This window comes from Hymenobacter sp. 102 (genome assembly GCF_049949205.1).
In the GTDB taxonomy this organism is placed as follows: Bacteria; Bacteroidota; Bacteroidia; order Cytophagales; family Hymenobacteraceae; genus Hymenobacter.
In genome coordinates this window covers 3990297-4011123 of the sequence record NZ_CP188172.1, presented here as the reverse complement: position 1 = coordinate 4011123, position 20827 = coordinate 3990297, and the positions used below count along the sequence as shown (strand labels likewise).

Below are 20827 nucleotides of genomic sequence, written 5' to 3'. Positions count from 1 at the left end.
ATGCCTGACAGGCGGCAGGTCGGCCCAGGATCAGTATTTCACGAAGGTTGGCGGTATGTTGCCTCGGCAGACTCAGTATGATGGTCTTGTGCGTTACCGTTCACTCCGCCCGGGCCGGGGTCGGGTCGGGCTGGTTCCGTAACTTCGGCTGCCCGACTTCACCCTCTTGGCCCGGTGCTTGCGTACACCGGGGTTTGTATCCGTATTTCCGCTCATGACTCGTTCTTTCCCCTCGCGCCTGCGTTTGTTGGGCCTATCCTTGTTGCTGCCGGTGCTGGCTACGGCCCAAACTACGCCGCCCGTTTCGCCTTCCCCCACTCCGGCTGCTCCGGCTTCACCCCAGTGGTATCTGCTCGATGCCCAGCAGGACGGCGGCGTAATGGGCGCAAGCGTGAACCGTACGTATAAAGAGCTGCTGCAGGGCAAGGCCTCCACACCCGTGCTGGTAGCCGTTATTGATGCCGGTATCGACACGGCCCACGCCGACCTGCGCCGGGTGCTGTGGCGCAACCCCCGGGAAGTGGCCGGCAACGGCCTCGACGACGATAAGAACGGCTACGTGGACGACGTGTACGGCTGGAATTTCCTGGGCGGGGCCGATGGCCGCAACATTAACGAAGAAGCCCTGGAAGAAACCCGTTTGCTGGCTCGCCTACAGCCGCTCTACCAGGGCAAAACCCGCACCACCGTGCCCACCGCCAAACGCGCCGAGTATGATCTGTACCTCAAAGTAAAAAAGGCCTATGAGGCCAAGGTGAAAGAAAACAACGAGCAGTTGCAGCAATTCAGCCAAGCGTATGCCGAAAACAAGCAGGGTGCCGAGGGCCTCAAGCAGGCTCTTGGTGTGCAGCGCCTGGATACGGCCACCCTGCGTAACCCGCCCACCCAGGACGCCGAGCTACGCCAGGTAACCCAAGGCCTCTACCAAACGCTGCTGCAAACAGGCTTTGCCTCCCTGGATGATGTACTGGTGGAAATGCAGAAGGGCTTGCAGGAAACCAAAGACCAGCAGGAATACGGGCTGAATCTGAAATTCAACCCTCGCGCCATTGTGGGCGACCGGCCCGAGGATGTGAAGCAGCGTAACTACGGCAACCGGGACGCCACCGGCCCCGACCCCATGCACGGCACCCACGTAGCCGGCATTATCGGAGCCGACCGGGAAAACAATGCGGGTATTCTGGGTGTAGCCCCCAACGTGCAGATTATGTCGGTGCGCGCTATTCCGGATGGCGACGAGCGGGACAAGGACGTGGCCAACGCCATCCGCTACGCCGTGGACAACGGTGCCCAGATCATCAACATGAGTTTTGGCAAGTACTTTTCGCCCCAGCGCCCAGCCGTGGAGGAGGCTATTCGCTACGCGGATAGCAAAGGGGTGCTGCTGATTCACTCGGCCGGCAATGAGAACAACAACCTCGATCAGGTAACGCAGTATCCTTCGCCGAATTTTTCGAGTGGGCAGCGCATCCCCAACATGATTACCGTGGGAGCCTCGGCCCGCCTCAACGATGAAACGCTGGCCGCCGACTTCTCCAATTATGGCAAAGTACAGGTAGATGTATTTGCTCCCGGCAGCCAGATTTACTCGACCCTGCCCGGCAGCAAATACGGCAACCTGAGCGGCACCAGCATGGCCGCCCCGGTGGTGGCGGGCATTGCCGCCACGCTTAAATCGTACTTCCCGCAGCTTACGGCCGCTCAGCTGAAGCGTATCATCCTGGCCTCGGCCCAACCCATTCATACCAAGGTGCGGCAGCCCGGCAGCAGCAAGCTCGTCGATTTTGCTGACCTCTCACGCACGGGCGGCATTGTGAATATGTACCGGGCCGTACAACTGGCCCAGCAACCGATGCCCTAGCGCTGTTTTTGCGGTTTGGCGCAACCCTGCCCCCGTTACCGAGTCCGTAAAAAAGGGCCGGTGGCGGGGGCAGCTGCGTAAGGTGCGGTAGCTGCCGTGCTCAACTATCCGGGGCCACTGGCGTATTTTCTTCTGTAACTGCTGCTCCGCGTATGCTGATACCTCAACTCATGTTTCTCCGAAAAATGCGCCCATCTGCTTCACCTCCTACGTCTTCACCAACGCCCATCGTTCCGCCACCCGTGCATGACCGGGGCTGGTGGCGGCGGCAGGTTGTGAATACTCTGCTGATGGTAACGGGCGTACTGTCGGCAGGCTTCGGCCTGGAGAGCTTTCTGCTGCCGGGCGAGTTTCTGGACGGAGGGGTAACGGGTATTTCTCTGCTGCTGGCCCAGGTATTCGGCTTGCCGCTGCCGGTGTTGATTGTAGTGCTGAACGTGCCTTTCGTGTTCATGGCCTGGCGGCAGCTCGACCCCGGTGTGGCCGTGCGGACCCTCATTGGTATTGTGGCGTTGGCCTTGGTGCTGGCCTTGGTGCCCTTTCCCATCATCACGCAGGACAAGCTGCTGGTTGCCGTGTTCGGCGGGTTTTTCCTGGGGGCCGGTATTGGTATGGCCATGCGGGGGGGCGGCGTGCTCGATGGCACTGAAATCATGGCCATTTACCTAAGCAAGAAATCCAGCATGACCATCGGCGACATCGTACTGGTCTTCAACATTATCATCTTCGGCGTAGCGGCCTACATCCTGTCCATCGAAACGGCGCTGTACTCTATTCTGGCCTACCTGGCCGCCGCCAAAACCATCGATTTTGTGATTGACGGCCTGGAGGAATACACCGGCGTCACCATTATGTCGGGCCAGGCCGATGCCATCCGGCGCATGGTAACGGAGAAGCTGGGCCGGGGCGCCACCGTGTACAGCGGCAAGGGGGGCTACGGCACCCACGGCCACCAGCCCAACGCCATCGACATCGTATTCACGGTTATCACCCGCCTCGAGCTAACTCAGCTCAAAACCGAGGTGGAGCTGCTGGATCCAAACGCTTTCATGGTCATGCACAGCGTAAAGGAAACCAAAGGCGGCATGATCAAGAAACGCCCCCTGCACTGATGGTGAACGGGTAAACGGGTGATAGTATAGCTATCAGCCAGACCATCCATTCCGTCATTTCCCCATCTTTGCAGCATGGCTGCTCCTCTTCTGCTCTCCGACCTCTATATCTACCCGGTAAAATCTCTGGGAGGCATCCGCCTCACTGAGGCCACCATAGAACCCCGCGGCCTGCGCCACGACCGGCGGTGGCTGATTGTGAATGCGCGGAATCAGTTCATGACCCAACGGCAAACCGCCGCCATGGCCCACCTGCGGGTAGCGCCAGCCTACAATGGGTTCCTGCTCAGCCACCAGCAGCGCCCCGAGTTGCTGCCGCTGTACGTACCCTTCGAAGCCACTCCCGAAAAAACGCTGTTTGTGACTATCTGGGACGATATAGTGTTTGCCTGGCGGGCCAAACCGGAGTGCGACGCCTGGCTGACCGAGGCCCTAGGCCAGGAGTGCAAGCTGGTGTACATGTCGGATATGGTGCGGCGCGACGTGGAGCCTGCGTACAACCCCGAGGGCCAGTTGGTAAGCTTTGCCGATGGCTATCCGTTCCTGCTGATCGGGCAGGAGTCGCTGGCCGATTTGAACGCCCGCTTAGCCGAGCCGGTAAGCATGGAGCGGTTTCGGCCTAATCTGGTGTTCAGCGGCGGCCAGGCCTTTACTGAAGATAACTGGGAGCAGTTCACCATCGGCGAAGTAGCCTTCCGGGCCGTGCGCGGTTGTGGCCGGTGCGTACTCACCACCATCGACCCCGCCACCGCCCGCAAAAGCCCCCAGGGGGAACCGCTCCGCACGCTGGCCACCTACCGCACCGAGGACAGCAAAGTGCTCTTCGGGCAAAACGTTACCGGCCCCGGCCGGGGCTTACTCCGCGTGGGCACCCCGCTGACCATCGTCACCCGCAAGGGCTGAAGAAATTCCGGAACGGGAGCCGGATTGAAGCACGCGAGAACCAGATAACCTGCACCAGCCCGCCACGGCCGATTTGTCAACTCAAAGGGAGAACAAGCCTGCCGCCTGTCAGCTGCGTACCCAAAGGCCGCGCTGGTTAACAGAATGATAATTGTGTTTTGCCAAGCCATAGGGAAAAGTGTATCTTTGACAAAACAATTGAATCTGAAATAATCCCAATTCAGTTGTTTCAGGGTTTTTCTTGCTCTGAAAGCACGGTTTGATGCTCTCACTCCGTGTTTCCGCTCCTGCTGCCCCACCCTATGCGCTCTACACACTGTTCGCTCGCCCGTTTGCTCACTACCGTTGCTGTTCTGCTACTGCCTTTTTTGGCGGCTGCCGAGGATAACAACATGCTTCAGCTGCTGCACAAACCCTGGAGCGACTTGTTGCATCGCCACGTTACCGCCGATGGCCGGCTGGACTATGAGGCATTGCTGGACGATGAAGATGTGCTGCTGGGCTACCTCCAAAACCTGCGGAAAGTAAAGCCTGACCCATCTTCCTGGTCGGCGGCGGAAACGGAAGCCTTCTGGCTGAACACTTACAACGCGGCCTCCACGTACCTGGTGCTTCAGTATTATCCGGTGGCCAGCATCAACGATATTCGGGTGAAAGTGCTGGGCGGCACCAAGTCGCCCTGGGAAGCGCCAGTGGTGAACGTAGGCGGGCAGCTGTACTCCCTCAACCAGATTGAGCGGGAAATGCTGCGCAACCAGTTTCACGACCCGCGCGTGCATTTCGGCCTGATGTACGGGGCGGCTTCCAACCCCGCCCTGCTGCCCGAAGCTTACGACGGAACCCGGCTCGACCAGCAGCTGGACCAGCAGGTGCGCCGTTTCCTCAACGACCCCACTTTCAACCAGCTCACTCCTCAGCATGTGCAGCTGTCAGGCCTGTTTCAGGCCTACGGGGCTGAGTTTGGCTCCGAGGCTGAGCTGCTGAACTTCATCAACCGCTACGCCCGCGTGCCCGTGCTGCCCACCGCCAAAGTGGAGTACCTCTCGTTTAGCTGGGCCCTGAATGATCGGGGCAGCCTGAGCAATTCGCAGGCCTTGGGCAAACACTAGCCCCGCCGGGCCAACCCCACCTTTCCGTGCCCCGTACCGCCTAGCGGTGCGGGGCACGCTTTTTACGCCCTGGCTGTTTCACTCTTTTTTGCTGATGAACCTCGCCTTTGTTTTGAATTTTCTGCGGGAGCTGGCCGCCAACAACAATAAATCCTGGATGGATGCCCACCGCGCCGACTACCACCGGGCCCGGGCCGAGTACACCGCATTGGTGAATACCCTGCTCACCCAGGCCTCAGCTCAGCTGGAACCCGGCCTGCGCGGCCTTGCCCCGGGCGACGTGATGTTCCGCATCAACAAGAACGACCGGTTTCAGCAGAGTGATGAGCCTTACAAGCGGCACATGGGAGCCGGTCTGAAACCAGGTGGCCGCCACAGCCCCTGGGCCGGCTATTTCATTGCGCTGGAGCCCGGCGGCGAAACGTATATTGGGGCGGGCCGCTGGATGCCCGAGTCCCAGCAGCTGGCCCGCATCCGCCAGGAAATCCATTATAATGGCCCTGCCTTCCACGCCATCCGGCAACACCCGGAGCTGGTGCGCCACTTCCCCCAGGGCCTCGACACATCCCAGGCACTCAAAACAGCTCCCAAGGGCTACGATAAGCAGGACCCGGATATTGAGTGGCTACGGCTGAAAAGCTACTTCGTGTGGCAGTCCTTCTCGGATGCGGAGGTGGTACGACCCGACTTTGTGGAGCGGGTAGTGGCCAGTTGGCAGGCGGCCAAACCGCTTGTGGAGTTTCTTAATGAAGCTATGCGCGCTGAAGAGTAGTGGGACTAGGAATTAGGGTGTACGCGAAAGGCCCCGCCGTAACCCGGCGGGGCCCTTTTTTGCTACTTCTTTAGTCCAAGCACCAACAACGAGGTACCAAGCACTAACAAGCCCTAAAACAGCCCGAACAAGGTGCTGTTGATTTTGTCGATGATGACGCTCAGGTCCTCGGGGTTGTTCACGTAGTCGAGGTTATTCACATCCACAATCAGCAGGCGGCCCGCGTCGTAGCTCTTGATCCAGTCCTCGTAGTGCTCGTTGAGGTGCTTGAGGTAGTCAATTTTAATGTTGTTTTCGTAGTCGCGGTTGCGCTTTTCAATCTGCTGCACCAGCTTGGGCAGATCGGCCCGGAGGTAGAGCAGCAAATCGGGCGGGTTCACCATGCTGATCATCGACTGAAACAGGTTCAGGTAGTTCTGGTAATCCCGCTCCTCCATCAGCCCCGACTGGTGCAGGTTGGCCGCGAAGATGTGGGCATCTTCGTAGATGGTCCGGTCCTGAATAACGCCTTTGTTAGTGCTCTGCAGCTGCTTGATACGCTGCGTCTGGCGGAAGCGGCTGTTGAGGAAGTATACCTGCAGGTGAAACGCCCAGCGCGGCATATCATCGTAGAAATCCTTCAGGTAAGGATTGTGGTCCACATCTTCCAGAAAAACTTCCCAGTTGAAGTGGTGGGCCAGTTTGTTGGCCAGCGTGGTTTTGCCGGCCCCAATGTTGCCGACTATTGCAATGTGCATGAGCGAGAAGCGGAAGAAAAAGCGAGGCGCAAAAATAAGGATAGCAATTGAACCTTATACATTCCCGGCAACGTCGTACCTTACATAGAGCATACTCTATATAAGCACTCATGGACTCGCTAGACCTCCAGCCCATCGGGACCCTGCCCGATACAAACGGTGCCGTACTGGTGGAGCTGCACTATGCGGCAACGCAAAAGCTGCTGTACGTGCGCTGGTTTGGCAACCTGACCAGCCGGGAGGTAATGTATGTAGCCAACGAAGCCCTGAAGCTGTACGCCCAGTACCCCACCACCTTTCTGCTCAACGACAAAACCCACGCCACCGGCGACTGGGTAGAGGCGATGGACTGGCTGGAGTATGAGTGGCTGCCGCAGTCAATGGACAGTGGGCTGCGGGCCATTGCCTACGTATTTTCGCCGGATATGCACAACCAGCTGGCCAGCCTGGAGTTTTTTGAGCGGGTGCGGGCCTATATCCCTATTCAGCTGTTTCAGGAGCTTTCCTCGGCCTGGCAATGGCTGCGCAAACAAGGTCGTCCACCGCGCCCGGTGGAAGCATCCGTCTGATTGACCACCTACCACGCGCAACGCCCCCGGCTATCAGCATAACCGGGGGCGTTGCGCGTGGTAGGTGGTCCGGCTTCTGCTTATTCGCGGATTACGTCCTTCACGTCGCGGGCTTTTTCCAGGGTGCGAAACTCGCCCTGAAGGCTCCGGATGCGCAGGCGCTCTTCCAGCGGCAATTGGTCACGCACCTGGTCGTAGCGGGCGTTGAGGCGGCTGAGCACGGCACTGGCGGCGCTCCAGTCGGCCTGGGTCCAGTCCTTTTTGTCGCTGCGCATGGTTTCCACAAGGTGGAAATACAGATCGGGCAGTTCAGAGGCCCGGGCTTTGCTGATGTTCACGTCCTCGTTCAGCAGGCGGCGCTGGGCCTGGTCGGCAGTGGCAGGGCGGCGGGCAGCGGCATCCAGGCTATCCTGGCGGTCAGACCAGCGTTTGTAGCGTACCTTTTGAGTGTTGTATTCCTTTTTGCCTTCCACCGTCAGGCTATCCACCGCTTTATCAATGCGGCGACTTTGGCGGTCAAACTCTTCGCTGAGGCGGGGCAATTCGCGGCGGGCCGTGGTGGCTACGCGGTCCACTTTATCGTTCACCCAGTCGCTGAAATCAGCCAAATCCCGCTCAAGGCCGGCCGAAGTGGCCGTTCCGCTGGTGGGGCGGGTAGTAGTGGTGGTTTTCCTGGGGGTTTGCTGGGCCGAGGCTCCGGTGGCCGTAGCCAGGCCGGCCATCGTCAGCAGCATATAGGCAAAAGAACGTTTCATAAGCAAAGGCAAGGGCAAGTGGGTGATAGAGTACGGCTACCGAAAACGGCTCCCTGCGCCGAATTGGTATAGCGTTACAGGCAATTTCCGGCCCAAAAACGAAGGAAACCGCTAAATGGGTTCGGTTTTGCGCCGGATTATGCCGTTTTTTGCTGGCTATGTCCGTTGCTACTGCCCCTCCCGTCCGCATCCAGCCGGCCACGCTGGCCGATATTCCGACCATTGTGGCACTAGCCGAAGCAACCTGGGAGCCCACCTACCGCTTTATCATTTCCAAGGAGCAGATTGAGTACATGTACCGCGTGATTTACACGCCGGCCTCGTTGCAGCGGCAAATGGCTGAGCAGGGCCACACGTTTCTGTTGGTGTACGTGGAGGAGCAGCCAGCGGGTTTTGCCTCGTACTCGGCCAAAGCGCCGGCCGGGCATTATCACCTCAACAAAATTTACGTATTGCCCACTCATCAGGGCCTGGGCCTGGGCCAGCAGCTGGTGGGTGCCGTGGAAGTGGCTGTACGCACGGCCGGCGGCCACACGCTGGAGCTGAACGTAAACCGCCACAACCCCGCCCTGAACTTCTACGAACACCTGGGCTTTCAGCGGCAGCGGGAGGAGGATATTGCCATCGGCCCCTACTGGATGAACGACTACGTGATGCAGAAGGCACTCTAAGCCGCTTCTGCTCTTCTTCTCTGAACCCTCACCAACCTTTTTTCTGCATTCCTTATGGCCACGAAACTGACCGTGCTGAGCAATGGCTCCCTCCGCGTTGATGGCAACGACTTTGAACTGGTAGATGCCCAGGGCAACCCCTACGGCCTGGCTGGCCGGGAGCGTATCAGCATCTGCCGCTGCGGCCTTTCCAAAAACAAGCCCTTCTGCGACGGCTCGCACAAAGGCCACTTCGAGCACAACGCCGAAGCCTTCGACCTGCCCGCTCCCAAGCCGGCCGCGCCCGTGACGCCCCCCACCACTCCCGATGCCGGAGCCGCGCCGCTGGCGTAGCGGTTACGCAACCGCAAAACAACAAACAGGCCCGCTCAGCACATTGCTAAGCGGGCCTGTTTACGTTGAGGCTTTTCACGAAGTGAAAAATCATTACACCGTCATGCAGAGGCCGGATGCCGAATCATGTCGCTCGGCTGACGTGTAAGGGCAATCCTGACATCAGCACGCGAGATGTTTCGGCCTCCGGCCTCTCCATGACGTGCTAGTGAGGTTTATTCAGCCTCATCCTTGGCTGTGTGGATAGTAACAGGAATAAGTGTTTGGGGACTCTTTAGGTCGTCATGCGCTATCCACAGACCCTAATCCAAACAGAGGGTTACGCAAACAGCGAGTGTACGAAGTCCACGTACTCCTGACGGGCTTCTTCCTGGCTTTTGCCGCGCTGGCCGGCCCAGGCATCGTACTTGGCAATGGCTTTGAAATCGAACCCGCCGGGCCGGTCGCCGCTCACGTCGCCCTCACTGCCTTGCTTGTACAGGGCATAGAGCTTCAGCAGGGTCATGTTGTCGGGTTTGGCGGGCAGCTCCTTGCTGCGGGCGGCGGCGGCTTCAAATTCTTCGATAGTGGCCATGAGGGCGAAATGGTGAGGTGGTGAAATGGTGAGTGAGCCGTTCCGGAAAGTCGAACGGCTGGCAAAATATACGGATTGCCCGGAATTTAGTAGGCATGCAGCATTTAATTGTACTGTATCTTCCTCCCGCAACTCCCACTTTCATTCCCCTACCCCATGCTTTCACCCGTACGCCTGGCGCTGCTGGCGGGCTCATTGCTGCTGGCTACCGCCGCGCAGGCCCAGAAAACCTACCTGCACTGCGGCCGCCTGCTGGACATGCGCACCGAGCGCGCCCGCCCCGATATGACCCTGGTGGTGGAAAACGGCCGTATTGTGGCCGTGGAATCGGGCTACACCGCGCCCACCGGGGCGCAGGACAAGGTGGTGGACCTGAAAAACCGCACCGTACTGCCCGGCCTCATCGACTGCCACGTGCACCTGGAGGGCGAAACCAGCAAGGACAACTACCTCAAGGAATTCACCCAGAATCCGGCCGACGTGGCCTTTAGCTCCCTGGAGCACGCCCGCAAAACCCTGCTGGCCGGCTTTACTACGGTGCGCGACCTGGGCGGCTCGGGCGTGAACATTGCCCTACGCAACGCCATCAACCGGGGGCAGGTGGTGGGGCCGCGCATTTTCACGGCGGGCAAAGCCATTTCGGGCACCGGCGGCCACATGGACCCCACCAACGGTTACCGCCTCGACCTGATGGGCATGCCCGGCCCGCCCGACGGCGTGGCTAACGGCCCCGACCAGGGCCGGCAGGCCGTGCGCGAGCAGTACAAGCGCGGGGCCGACCTCATCAAGATTGCCAGCACCGGCGGCGTGCTCAGCGTGGCCAAGGATGGCTCGGCCCCGCAGTTTACCGAGGAAGAAATCAGGGCCGTGGTGGAAACGGCCCGGGACCTGGGCCTGAACGTGGCCTGCCACGCCCACGGGGCCGAGGGCATGAAACGGGCCATTCGGGCGGGCGTGACCAGCATTGAGCACGGCACCCTCATGGACGATGAAACCATGAAGCTGATGAAGAAATACGGCACCTGGTACGTACCCACCATCACGGCCGGCAAATCGGTGGCCGACTCGGCCAAAATTCCCAACTACTACCCCCCGCTGGTAACGCCTAAGGCCCTGGCCATTGGCCCCAAGCTGCAGGACACCTTTGGGCGGGCGTACAAAGCGGGCGTTAAAATTGCCTTTGGTACCGATGCTTCGGTGTACCGTCACGGCGTGAATGCCCTGGAGTTTCGCTACATGGTGGAGGCTGGTATGCCCGCCTACGAAGCCCTGCGCAGCGCCACCGTAGCGGCGGCTGAGCTGTTGGGGCAAACGGGCAGCCTGGGTACGCTGGAGCCCGGTAAGCTGGCCGATGTGGTAGCCGTGGAGGGCGACCCGGTGCAGGATATCAACGCCATGCAACGGGTGCGCTTCGTGATGAAGCAAGGCACCGTGTACCGGCAGGAGTAGCTCAACGTTAGGGCTGGCTCGTGTCAAGCTCGGCTGCACCCTTCCCGCGGGGCCTGCGTAGGCGGGGTACATTCCTGCCTGCTATGAAAAAGACGCTTCCTGACGAGCTAGTTCAGAAATTTCTGAAGCACAAGCTCACCCTGGCCCTGGCCGAAAGTTGCACCTGCGGCCTGGCTGCCGCCCAACTGGCCCCGGCTACCGGCGTGAGTGAAGTGCTGCTGGGCTCGGTGGTTACCTACCACCCCGAGGCCAAGCAGCACCTGCTGGGCGTGAAGAAAGCTACCCTGGCCACGTACTCAGCCGAGAGCCAGCAAACCACCAACGAAATGGCCCTGGGCCTGCACCGCCACCTGCCCGAAGCCGACGTGTGCGTGGCCGTAACGGGCCTGTGCGGCCCCGGCAAATCGGAAACGCCCGAGAAGCCGGTGGGCACGGTGTTCGTTACCATTCTGTTCCAGGGCAAGGCGCACGAGTACCGGGAGCAGTTCGACGGTACCGGCGACGCCATTCGCCAGCGCGCCACCGAGTTTATCTACGAAAAGCTAACCGACCTGCTGGAGCGCCAGCAACTAGCCCCGGCGTGAGGTGGGTGGTTAGGTGGTTGATGGTTGGGTGGTTGGGTAGGTGGTACTGTCATCCTGAGCTTGCGAAGGACCTTATCACGCTGGAACGACAACTGCCATGCGGGTTCGTTCTGGTGTGATAAGGTCCTTCGCTGCGCTCAGGATGACAGTACCAACCATCCAACCATCAACCACCCACCTACCCAACCACCCAACTACCCATTATCCCTCCAGTGCCTTGTTGGGGGCCAGCAGCATGATTTTCAGGTTCAGGCGCACTACGTCGCCCATGCTGCGGCAGCGGCTGAACTGCTGGGTATGGTGGTGCTGGTTGAGCTGCTGTTTGAGCTGGTCCACTTTTTCGGGGGGTGATACGTCGTCGTGGCGCAGACAATCAATGAGGTCTTTGAGGCGGCGGCGCTCCGAGCGGACTCGCCGGGCCATGAGGGTGCGCTCCTCCGTTTGGTACTGCCGGATGCTTTCGGGCGTAAGCAGCTGGCTGCAGAGCATCACCACGGCCCGGTTATCCTTGAAAAACTGCGGCAGGTACATGTTCTTTTTGCCCTCGTAGCACTGCTGGTCGAAGTCGATGGCCCGCACCCGGTACTGCTCATCCTCGAAATCGGGCGTCACGTCGATAACGTAGTTGTAGGCCCGCATATCACCCAGCAGACGGGCAAAGCACCGCTCATTGAATTTCACAAACTCCTTGGCAATGCGTACCTGGTTGAGGTGGGGCCGCTGCAGATGGTCCCGGATGAAGTCGTCGCCGGGGATGCCGGCAATGTGCTCCTCGATGAGCGTATCGCCGTGCACCAGGTAATTCATGCTGTTGGGACTGAGCAGGTGCTCCAGCTCCAGCCCGTACACCCGCGAGGCATCGGCCCGCTTCACGTAGAAGTAGTCGTAGTTGTCGTTGAGCTGATTTACAATGCGTACCCGAAACGGGTTGCTGTTGCCGAAGCGGCAGTAGTCCACCCGGTCGGCCACCAGGTGGTCGGTGAAGGATAAGTCGCCGGCGGTTTTGAGCAGGGCGTACACCTCGGCCAGCCCTTCGCTCAGTTCGCGCAGGGCCTGGGGCTCGTAGTACACCGTTTCCCAGAGCGTATCCCGGCCCTGACGGTTGAGCAGCGGAAAAGACCCGGTAAAGCGGGTCAGCTCCTGATACGTCACGGGCAGCTGCGTCTCCCGGTCGTACTGGTGCAGGTACGCGCGCAGCCGGGGCCGAATGGCGTAGGGTATCTTCTTCTTGGAAACGAGCGTCACGGGCGGGCGGGGCAGGTAGAGGGCTCAATGATACGGGTTTTGCCCGTGCGGGGTCTGGAGGGGCAACCCGCAAAAAATCAGCACGTCAAGCCGGCATCATGTACCTTCGCTTTTCGCCGTTCACCGTTTGGCTTGCGTTATGAAAAAACTACTACTCACCCTTCTTATCGTGCTGCTGTGCCCGGTGTTGTCGCCGGGTTGGGGCTTTTTCGGTCACCGTACCATCACGCAGCTTGCCGTGTATTCGTTGCCTTCGTCCATGCGCGGCTTTTACTACCGCAACATGGGCAAGCTCATCAAGCTCAGCACCGCCGCCGATGAGCGCCGCGACCAGGACCCCGCCGAGGCCAGCAAGCACTTTATCGACATTGACCACTACGGCGACGACCCGTTTGGGCTGATGCCTAAAATGTGGGAGAAAGCCGTAGCCAAATACACCGCCGATACCCTACGCAAATACGGTACGCTTCCCTGGGCTGTCATCGAAACCAAGGACAAGCTTGTGAAAGCGTTTCGGGAGAAGGATACTACTGCTATTCTGGCCCTCTCGGCCGATCTGGGTCATTACGTGGCCGACGCCTACGTGCCCCTGCACACCACCGAAAACTACGACGGCCAGCTCACCAAGCAGGAGGGCATTCATGCCCTGTGGGAAAGCAAGCTGCCCGAGCGCCATATTGGCAAGTACAAGCTGGATAATGAGCCGGGCCGGTACGAGAAAGACCCGCTGAAGGACATCTGGCAGGTCATTCAGGAATCGTACGGCTTCCTGGGCGACACCTTCGACCGGGAAGAAGAAGTCACGCGCAAGTACACGCCCGAAACCAAGTACGTGTTCAGCCACAAGTACGGCAAAACCCGCCGCTCCTACTCCGATGCCTTCGCCGACTCCTACCATGAGAAGGTGGGCGGCCAGGTAGCCTTCCGCCTGAAACTGGCCCCGACCCTGGTGGCCTCCATGTGGATGACGGCCTGGAAAGAGGCCGGCTCGCCTGATCTGGATGCGTTGCTGAAGCGCAAGCCCGAAAAGGAAGAAGAGGAAAAGCTTAAAATGGAACTGGATGCCTGGAAAGACAACCAGTTGCTGGAGCAGGGCCTGCTGCTCTCGATGCAGAAGATGCAGGTAGAAGCCCGCCCCGACCTCATCAACGCCGCCCGCGACATGGCCCCACTACCCGCCGATGCGGAAGCCACCAAACCCGCGCCGGCCGCACCAGCCGCTCCCGTACCCGGAGCCCCGGCGCTGCCCGCCGGCACCACCAAAGTCAAAACGAAAACCAAGCCCGCCGACGGCCCCAGCCAAAAGGAGAAAACCAAAGTGGAGAAGCCGGCCAAAGCCAAAAAGAAGCCGGCTTCCGATGGCTGGGATACCCCGGCCGGCTCAGGCTGGTAACCCGTTCCGGCCCGGCTTTCCATAATAGAAGTGCGGCCCCGCCCCGGCGGAGCCGCACTTTTTTGGTTTCTTGCACTTCTCTCCGGCCTAGTTCTTTCGCTCCAATGCAGCTCCGTTTTCTGTGGCTACCCGTGCTTAGCCTGCTGGCCGCCTGCAATCAAGCCAGCCCCGACACCACCACCGCCACCGCCCCGCCCCCCATTCCCGGCCCCGATTTGCGGGCCCTGGCCGATTCCAACGTGGTGCGTCTGCTGACGGCCTACGGCCGCCAGCACCCGGCCCGCGAAGTGCTGCTGCAGACGCGCCACGGCAATATGCGTATCCGTTTGTACGAGGATACGCCCCTGCATACGGCCAACTTTCTGCTGCTGAGCCGTAAGGGCTATTTTGATCAGACCGTGTTTAACCGGGTAGTGAAGGACTTTGCTATCCAGGGCGGCACCTCCGATAAGCTGGCCCTGCGCCTGAGCCGCTACCGGCTGCCCCCGGAAATCCGGCCCAACCATTTTCACAAGCGCGGAGCCGTGGGCATGGCCCGCTACGACGACGAGCAGAACCCGGGCCGCCTATCGTCCAGCCACGATTTCTACATTGTGCAGGGCCAGAAGCTTACCGAATACGGAGCCCAGTCCAGCACCGGTCGTACCCTCACGCCTGACCAATTGCGCACCTACACCACCATTGGCGGCGTGCCCAGCCTCGATGGCCAGTACACCGTGTTCGGCGAAGTAGTGGAGGGCCTCGACGTTATCGACAAAATTGCCGCTGAGCCCGTGGGCAACGATAAGTGGCCGATTCAGGACGTGGGCATTAAGGTAAAGGTGCTGAAGTGAGTAGTAGCGCGAAGCTCCGCTTCGCGTATCGTGGAACAGCAGGTAGTGGGCCGCCAAAGCCACGTGTTCAACAATACACGAAGCGGAGCTTCGCGCTACTATTTTTCTCACCTCATTACCTCCACCAGCCGGGCGTGGTTTACGTCGCCGCGCTGCTCGTGCAGGAGTTCCAGGGCCTGGGCGCGGGTGTAGGTTTCCAGGGTAGTGGAGAAGGTGCCGGGCGCGGGCGGCGTTGCAGGCACCTCGGGCACGGGCTGGCGGGCAGCGGCCAGCTCTACCGCATCGGGGCGCACGGTTTGCACGCGGTAAAGGTAAAACTGCGGCTTAGGACTGCCGGGCGGCTGAAACTGCACCACGTACACGTCGCCCACCGCCGGCTGCTGCACCAGCTCCTGCACGTTGGGCCGGCAGGCTGCCAGCACAAGCATACTACCGCCCAGCAGGGCCCGAATGAGGTTTTGCATGCGGCAAGATAGGGCGGTTCCGCCAACGATACCCCGGCCCAAGGTAGAAACCCCGACCAGTCAGCGCAAAAAAAAAGCGCTCCGTGCAGTGCACGAAACGCCTTTTCAACAATGCGTCAGCCAAAAGCTAACAGCTACACAAGCACTACCAGATTTTAGCCCGGTCGGCCTGCGCCCGCACCATTTTGCCCTGGTCCTTGCAGCCGAAGGCCTCGAAGAACTCAGGCATGTTCATCAGCGGGCCTACCGTGCGGTACTGGGCCGGGGAGTGCGGGTCCGTCATTACCTGCTGGCGCAGGTATTCGGGGCGGGCGTTGGTGCGCCACACCTGCGCCCAGGCCAGGTAGAAGCGCTGCTCGGGCGTGAAGCCGTCGTATTTGGGACGGGGCGCGTTACCGTATTGCTTGGCCAGCTGCTTTTGCAGGGCCGAGTAGGCCAGGGCCAGCCCGCCGAAGTCGGCCAGGTTTTCGCCCATGGTCAGCTTGCCGTTCACGTACACCGAATCGAGGGGCGAGAAGGCCGAGTACTGCTTGCCCACCATCTCGGCGCGCTGCTCAAACTTGGCGGCGTCTTCCTTGGTCCACCAGTCGCGCAGGTTGCCCTGGGCGTCGTACTGCCGGCCCTGGTCGTCGAAGCCGTGGGTGATTTCGTGGCCGATAACCGCGCCCATGCCACCGTAGTTCACGGCGTCGTCGGCGTTGGGGTCGAAGAACGGGGGCTGCATGATGCCGGCCGGGAACACAATTTCGTTCATCGACGGGTTGTAGTAGGCATTCACCGTGGGCGGCGTCATGCCCCACTCCTGCCGGTCGATGGGCTTCCCGAACTTGCTTACGTTGTCGTTGATGGCCCACTCGCGCGAAGCCAGCACGTTTTTCAGGTAGCTCTCCCGCGAGATGTTCAGGGCCGAGTAGTCCTTCCATTTGTCGGGGTAGCCGATTTTCACGGTAAAGGCGGCCAGCTTCTTCTGGGCTTCCGCCTTGGTAGCGTCGCTCATCCAGTCGAGGTTCTGGATGTGCTCACCCATGGCCTCCTTGATGTTGTTCACCATCTCCAGGGCCTTGGCCTTGGTGGCGGGCGTAAAGGCTTTCTCTACGTACACCTGCCCGAAGGCTTCGCCCAGCGCCCCGTCGGTGGAGCGCAGCATGCGCTTCCAGCGGGGCTGCTGCTTCTTGGCCCCCGTGAGCACCTGCGCAAACCGGAACGACTCGTCGCCGTAGGCTTTGGGCAGGGCGGGCGTGAGCGAGGTGACCAGGTGCCAGCGCATGTAGGTTTTCAGGTCGCCGAGGGGCTCCTGCTTCATCATGGTGCTCAGCTCCTTGAAGAAGGCGGGCTGGCCCACAATCACCGTTTTGGCAGCGCCCAGCTTCATCTGCGCCAGCGTGTTGGGCAGGTTCAGGTTGGGAAACTGCTTGGCGGCCTCGGCCACCGTCATCTTGTTGTAGTTGGCGTTGGGGTCGCGCAGGTCCACGCGGCTCTTGCTGGCTTTGGCAAGCCGGGTTTCTAGGCGCAGCACGGTGGCAGCGTTTTTGGCGGCCGTAGCTTCATTGTCGCCCAGCATCTTGAAGGTGTTCACCAGGTAGGTGGTATACGCTGCCCGAATGCTCTTAAAGCGCGCGTCATCCTTCAGGTAGTAGTCCCGGTCGGGCAGGCTCAGGCCACCCTGGTACAGGTTCACGGCGTACTCGTCGCTCTTCTTATCGTCCTGGCCCACGTAGCCGTTGTAGAACGCGCCGGTCTGGATTTTCTGGGCGTGCACCACTTCGTTTTGCAGACCTTTCAGGTCCTTTACGGCGGCAATGCGGTTCAGCTCGGGCTGCAGGTATTTCAGGCCGGCTTTCTCAATGGCCATCGAGTCCATAGCCGAGGCGTAGTAGTCGCCTACTTTCTGGGCGTTGGTGCCTTTGGCGGCCGTCGTGTTGGCGGCGGCTTCGTCCAGAATCTGCCGCATCACGGCGTTGTTCTTGTCAGCCAGCTCGTTAAAGGCTCCCCAACGCACTTCGGCGGCCGGAATGGGGTTATTCTTGAGCCAGTTGCCCGAGGCATACTGGAAGAAGTCGTCGCAGGGATTTACCGACTGGTCGATGTTGGCCACGTTCAGGCCGGTGCCCTTGGGGTCGGGGGCCGGAGCCGGAGTCGCCGGGGCGGTGGTGGTAGCGGCGGCCGTGGGTGCGGCCGTTTTGCTGGAAGCACAGCCCGCCAGCGACAAGCCAGCGGCTGCCAGTGCCGCCAGCTTCAGATTCGTGGTACTTTTCATAGGGGGTATTAGCAGGAAAGTAGAAGGTGGGACATGAAACGGAAAGCCAAGGTAAAAGAAAATCCTGGCCGCTGGGTGGATTGGTGGTTGGGTAGTTGGGTAGTTGGGTTGCTGCATGGACGGACGGATAGAAAACCAATCATCCTGAGCGGAGCGAAGGACCTTTCCACGCGTGAACAAGTTGTAGCAACGGGATAAGGTCCATCACTCCGCTTAAGATGACCAGTTTTCTACCCCTTCAACAATTCAACCATCCAACAGTCCAACCACCTAACCACCCGTTTCCCCCCTTACCTTTACTGCTGCAATGCCTTTATACAACCGCCGGCCCGAGCCGGGCCTTACTCCTGCCAAGCACCTGCCCCCGGCCGCCATGCCCCTGAGCGAGCTGCTGGCCCGGGTGCGCCAGGCGCTGAGTGAGCGGTTTGCCGATTCGTACTGGGTGGTGGCCGAAATTGCCGACCTGACCCTACCCCGCTCCTACGGGGCGCACTGCTACCTCACCCTCACCGACCAGCACACCACCGGCCGGGGGGCGCAGCTCAAGGCCCAAGCCCGGGCTACCATCTGGAGTGCCCGCTACCAGCAGCTGGCGGCGGCTTTTGAGGAGCAAACCGGCCTGACGCTGCGCATCGGGCTGAAGGTGATGCTGCGGGTGCAGGTGAAGTTCCACGAGCAGTTCGGCTTGAGCCTCGATGTGCTGGCCCTCGACCCCACCTACACCGTGGGCGACCTGGCCCGCCTGCGCCTCGAAACCCTGCGCCGCCTCCAGGCCGAAGACCTGCTGGAGCGGCAGAAGCGTCTGACCCTGCCGCTGGGCATTCAGCGGGTGGCCGTTATTTCCTCGCCCACGGCCGCCGGCTGGCAGGATTTCGTGCAGCAGCTTCGGGAAGCGCCCTACGATTTCGCCCTCACCCTGTTCCCGGCCCTCATGCAGGGCGACGATGCCCCGGCCAGCATCCGGGCCGCCCTCGACAGCATCCGGCCCCGCCGCCACGACTTCGACGCGGTGGTCATCATCCGGGGCGGGGGCTCCAAAACCGATTTACTGGCCTTCGATGAGTACGGGCTGGCGGCGGCCGTGGGCTCGTTTCCGCTGCCCGTCCTTACCGGCATCGGCCACGAGCGGGACGAAGCCGTGGTTGACCTCACCGCCCACACCGCCCTGAAAACCCCCACGGCCGTGGCGGCTTTCCTGATTGAGCGGCTGGCCCGGTTGGAGGCGGCGCTGGAAGGCTACGGGGGCCGCATCCGGGAGCTGGCCCAGGCCCAGGTGCAGCAGCACGCGGCCCACCTGAGCCGGCTGCTGCGCCACGCTCAGCTTTCGGCCCAGGAGCAGCTGCAGCAGCACCGCCACCTGCTGCACCAGCGCATCCGGCTGGCGGCGGCGGCTCCGCGGGCCCAGCTGCGCCACCAGGAGCAGGCTCTCACGCGCCGCCGCCACCAGCTGCACCGGGCTGCCCGCGCCACCCTGCGCCACCAGGAACAGGGGCTGCGGCGGCGCGGCCGGGTGCTGGCCCAGCGCTTCCGCCGCCTGCACCGCCGCCGCCGCGAGCAGCTGCTGCGCCAGCAGTTTGCCGTGCAGCTGACCGCCCTGAAGCTGCTGCACCGCCAGGAGCTGCGGCTGGCCCAACTACCCCTCGCGCCGGGGGGCGGAGGGGCCGTTCGGCTGCTTACGCCTAAGGGCCGGCCCTGGCAGGGGCCGCTGCGGCCGGGCCAGGAGTTTCTGCTGCGCCTCCCCGACGACGCGGTGGTGCCGGCCCGGGTGGGCGGGCAGCTGCCGCTGTTTCTTCCCTAACTCCATCTTTCGCCTATGTCACCCCAGAATATCACTTACCGCCAGGCCATCGAAGAGCTGGAAACCATCCTGCAGGCCCTCGAAACCGACGCCGTGGACGTGGACGACCTCACGGCCCGCGTGCAGCGCTCCGCCGAGCTGATTCGCCTGTGCAAGCAAAAGCTCCGCTCCGCCGAATCGGCCATCGACCAGGTGTTTGAGAACCTGGAGGATGAGGACGAGTATCCCGAAGAATAAGATAACCATCTTTATATAGGGCATAGGATATCATTTATATTTGACCGCCTCTAATTTTCTACTCTTCCTGTTTCCCACCTATGAACAACGACAACCTGCAACAAGCCAGCAACTGGACGCGCAATTACCGCACGCAGAATCCTGGTGGCATCAAAGGGCATTGTATTCCAGCTGCTACGCTGAATGATCTTCTGTCGCAGCCCAACTGCGTGGGAGTACGCGCCTATTACGGTTTAGACGACGATGGTGCTCCCAAACTGGTACTGGTGGGGTACGATGCCAACGACAACGACATCCTGAGTGAAACAGCTGTTGCGGCCCGCCGCGAAACGGATGAAGAAGCCGAATCCCTGAGCTCTTCTGCCCAAATTGCAACAGCTCTGCCACCTTGCCCGCCCTGTTGCAGTATTGACAATCCGTTGAATAGCTAAGCATAGCGTTATTATAATGCCCGTTTGGTTTATAACACTGTGCAAAGGCATTGATTTTGTAGTCTATTGGGCTATGGTGATACCTGTTGCCATAGCCCAGTATAATCGTAAATGGCTGGTCGGCGGCCTCCGAACGCTGCGCTTTGTTCCTCTTTTTCTGCTTGCAATGTATTGTGGTTTGCAAGTAGCCATACATGTATGGGCGTATGGTCTTCCACTCAATCATTTAAATACTATTGGTGAAACCCTACTTTATTTAAAGGTATATCATGATGAATTTACAAGTACCGTTATCAAACGTCGTATCCGCATTGCAAGCGTTATATTCCTATTCTTTGCCTTAATTGATTCATTCTGGCTCGAGGGTTTTCATCAAATTAATTCCTACACAAACATTCTAGAGAGTGGCTTGATTATTACACTCATACTTATCTATTTTGAAATACACATATTAAAGAATCGAAAGATTGTAGCTTTACGGAAACCAATGTTTATAGCTTCTATTGGTATTATACTTTATCTAGCTGGCACTATTGTCGTGCATTTAATAACTAATTATCTCATTGCTACGAATGACGAAGGCAGCGCCCGATTAGTTTATTTAATAAGCTCTATTTTACTGCTCGTTATGACCATTCTATTCAGCCGGGCATTCTGGTTGGCACAACAACCAAAACCATCTTTGAAACTGTTTACAACAGGTTTTTAGATTCTTATTACTGCTGTAACGGTTTCGCGCA

General features: G+C 60.0%; 22 protein-coding genes. 16 read left to right on the top strand and 6 right to left on the bottom strand.

The window, feature by feature from the left end:
- Positions 1-214 precede the first annotated feature (214 nt).
- The 5 genes from ACN19L_RS17305 (at position 215) to ACN19L_RS17285 (ending at position 5757) form a co-directional block, all read left to right on the top strand.
- Positions 215-1861, top strand: coding sequence for a S8 family peptidase (locus ACN19L_RS17305; RefSeq protein ID WP_426490716.1), 1647 nt, complete (start codon positions 215-217; stop codon positions 1859-1861).
- A 170-nt stretch (positions 1862-2031) separates the two neighbouring features.
- On the top strand, positions 2032-2973 hold the full coding sequence (locus tag ACN19L_RS17300; protein ID WP_426490715.1) for a YitT family protein: 942 nt from the start codon (positions 2032-2034) through the stop codon (positions 2971-2973).
- Between the two features lie 75 nt (positions 2974-3048).
- The gene (locus ACN19L_RS17295) at positions 3049-3876 is read left to right on the top strand and encodes an MOSC domain-containing protein (protein ID WP_426490714.1); all 828 of its coding nucleotides are present in this window, start codon (positions 3049-3051) and stop codon (positions 3874-3876) included.
- 332 nt (positions 3877-4208) lie between these two features.
- Positions 4209-4985, top strand: a complete 777-nt coding sequence (locus tag ACN19L_RS17290) for a DUF547 domain-containing protein (protein WP_426490713.1) — start codon at positions 4209-4211, stop codon at positions 4983-4985.
- Positions 4986-5079: 94 nt separating this feature from the next.
- On the top strand, positions 5080-5757 hold the full coding sequence (locus ACN19L_RS17285; RefSeq protein ID WP_426490712.1) for a DUF2461 domain-containing protein: 678 nt from the start codon (positions 5080-5082) through the stop codon (positions 5755-5757).
- A 113-nt stretch (positions 5758-5870) separates the two neighbouring features.
- Here the strand turns inward: ACN19L_RS17285 and ACN19L_RS17280 are convergent, their stop codons facing one another.
- On the bottom strand, positions 5871-6494 hold the full coding sequence (locus tag ACN19L_RS17280) for a deoxynucleoside kinase (protein ID WP_426490711.1): 624 nt from the start codon (positions 6492-6494) through the stop codon (positions 5871-5873).
- Positions 6495-6604: 110 nt separating this feature from the next.
- Between ACN19L_RS17280 and ACN19L_RS17275 the strand changes: the two genes are divergently transcribed.
- A complete protein-coding gene (locus ACN19L_RS17275) occupies positions 6605-7063 on the top strand; it encodes a hypothetical protein (protein WP_426490710.1) in 459 nt (152 codons plus the stop codon).
- 80 nt (positions 7064-7143) lie between these two features.
- Here ACN19L_RS17275 and ACN19L_RS17270 read toward each other — a convergent pair whose 3' ends face one another.
- Positions 7144-7818, bottom strand: a complete 675-nt coding sequence (locus ACN19L_RS17270; protein ID WP_426490709.1) for a hypothetical protein — start codon at positions 7816-7818, stop codon at positions 7144-7146.
- Between the two features lie 158 nt (positions 7819-7976).
- On the opposite strand from ACN19L_RS17270, the gene ACN19L_RS17265 reads away from it, so the two are divergent.
- Positions 7977-8489, top strand: coding sequence for an N-acetyltransferase family protein (locus tag ACN19L_RS17265; RefSeq protein WP_426490708.1), 513 nt, complete (start codon positions 7977-7979; stop codon positions 8487-8489).
- A gap of 54 nt (positions 8490-8543) precedes the next feature.
- The gene (locus ACN19L_RS17260) at positions 8544-8822 is read left to right on the top strand and encodes a CDGSH iron-sulfur domain-containing protein (protein ID WP_426490707.1); all 279 of its coding nucleotides are present in this window, start codon (positions 8544-8546) and stop codon (positions 8820-8822) included.
- A 319-nt stretch (positions 8823-9141) separates the two neighbouring features.
- Here ACN19L_RS17260 and ACN19L_RS17255 read toward each other — a convergent pair whose 3' ends face one another.
- Entirely contained in the window at positions 9142-9396 is a 255-nt protein-coding gene (locus ACN19L_RS17255) for an acyl-CoA-binding protein (protein WP_426490706.1), read from the bottom strand.
- A gap of 156 nt (positions 9397-9552) precedes the next feature.
- Here ACN19L_RS17255 and ACN19L_RS17250 point away from each other — a divergent pair, with 156 nt between their 5' ends.
- Together ACN19L_RS17250 and ACN19L_RS17245 are read left to right on the top strand one after the other, a co-directional pair.
- Positions 9553-10845 carry an amidohydrolase family protein gene (locus tag ACN19L_RS17250; protein WP_426490705.1) on the top strand — a complete coding sequence of 431 codons (1293 nt, stop codon included), beginning with the start codon at positions 9553-9555 and terminating at the stop codon, positions 10843-10845.
- Between the two features lie 83 nt (positions 10846-10928).
- Positions 10929-11429, top strand: coding sequence for a CinA family protein (locus tag ACN19L_RS17245; RefSeq protein ID WP_426490704.1), 501 nt, complete (start codon positions 10929-10931; stop codon positions 11427-11429).
- 201 nt (positions 11430-11630) lie between these two features.
- Here ACN19L_RS17245 and ACN19L_RS17240 read toward each other — a convergent pair whose 3' ends face one another.
- Positions 11631-12674 (bottom strand): hypothetical protein, encoded by a 1044-nt coding sequence (locus ACN19L_RS17240; RefSeq protein ID WP_426490703.1) that lies wholly within the window; start codon positions 12672-12674, stop codon positions 11631-11633.
- Between the two features lie 139 nt (positions 12675-12813).
- Between ACN19L_RS17240 and ACN19L_RS17235 the strand changes: the two genes are divergently transcribed.
- Positions 12814-14067: a zinc dependent phospholipase C family protein gene (locus tag ACN19L_RS17235; protein WP_426490702.1), complete on the top strand. Its 1254-nt coding sequence runs from the start codon at positions 12814-12816 to the stop codon at positions 14065-14067.
- Positions 14068-14171: 104 nt separating this feature from the next.
- Positions 14172-14900, top strand: coding sequence for a peptidylprolyl isomerase (locus tag ACN19L_RS17230; RefSeq protein ID WP_426490701.1), 729 nt, complete (start codon positions 14172-14174; stop codon positions 14898-14900).
- Positions 14901-15007: 107 nt separating this feature from the next.
- Here the strand turns inward: ACN19L_RS17230 and ACN19L_RS17225 are convergent, their stop codons facing one another.
- Together ACN19L_RS17225 and ACN19L_RS17220 are read right to left on the bottom strand one after the other, a co-directional pair.
- Positions 15008-15364, bottom strand: a complete 357-nt coding sequence (locus ACN19L_RS17225) for a hypothetical protein (protein WP_426490700.1) — start codon at positions 15362-15364, stop codon at positions 15008-15010.
- A 145-nt stretch (positions 15365-15509) separates the two neighbouring features.
- The gene (locus ACN19L_RS17220; RefSeq protein ID WP_426490699.1) at positions 15510-17621 is read right to left on the bottom strand and encodes a M13 family metallopeptidase; all 2112 of its coding nucleotides are present in this window, start codon (positions 17619-17621) and stop codon (positions 15510-15512) included.
- A gap of 307 nt (positions 17622-17928) precedes the next feature.
- On the opposite strand from ACN19L_RS17220, the gene xseA reads away from it, so the two are divergent.
- The 4 genes from xseA (at position 17929) to ACN19L_RS17200 (ending at position 20796) form a co-directional block, all read left to right on the top strand.
- Positions 17929-19419, top strand: a complete 1491-nt coding sequence (gene xseA, locus ACN19L_RS17215; protein ID WP_426490698.1) for an exodeoxyribonuclease VII large subunit — start codon at positions 17929-17931, stop codon at positions 19417-19419.
- 15 nt (positions 19420-19434) lie between these two features.
- A complete protein-coding gene (xseB, locus tag ACN19L_RS17210; protein ID WP_426490697.1) occupies positions 19435-19656 on the top strand; it encodes an exodeoxyribonuclease VII small subunit in 222 nt (73 codons plus the stop codon).
- A gap of 80 nt (positions 19657-19736) precedes the next feature.
- Positions 19737-20087 carry a hypothetical protein gene (locus ACN19L_RS17205; protein ID WP_426490696.1) on the top strand — a complete coding sequence of 117 codons (351 nt, stop codon included), beginning with the start codon at positions 19737-19739 and terminating at the stop codon, positions 20085-20087.
- Positions 20088-20103: 16 nt separating this feature from the next.
- Entirely contained in the window at positions 20104-20796 is a 693-nt protein-coding gene (locus ACN19L_RS17200) for a hypothetical protein (protein ID WP_426490695.1), read from the top strand.
- Positions 20797-20827: the final 31 nt, after the last annotated feature.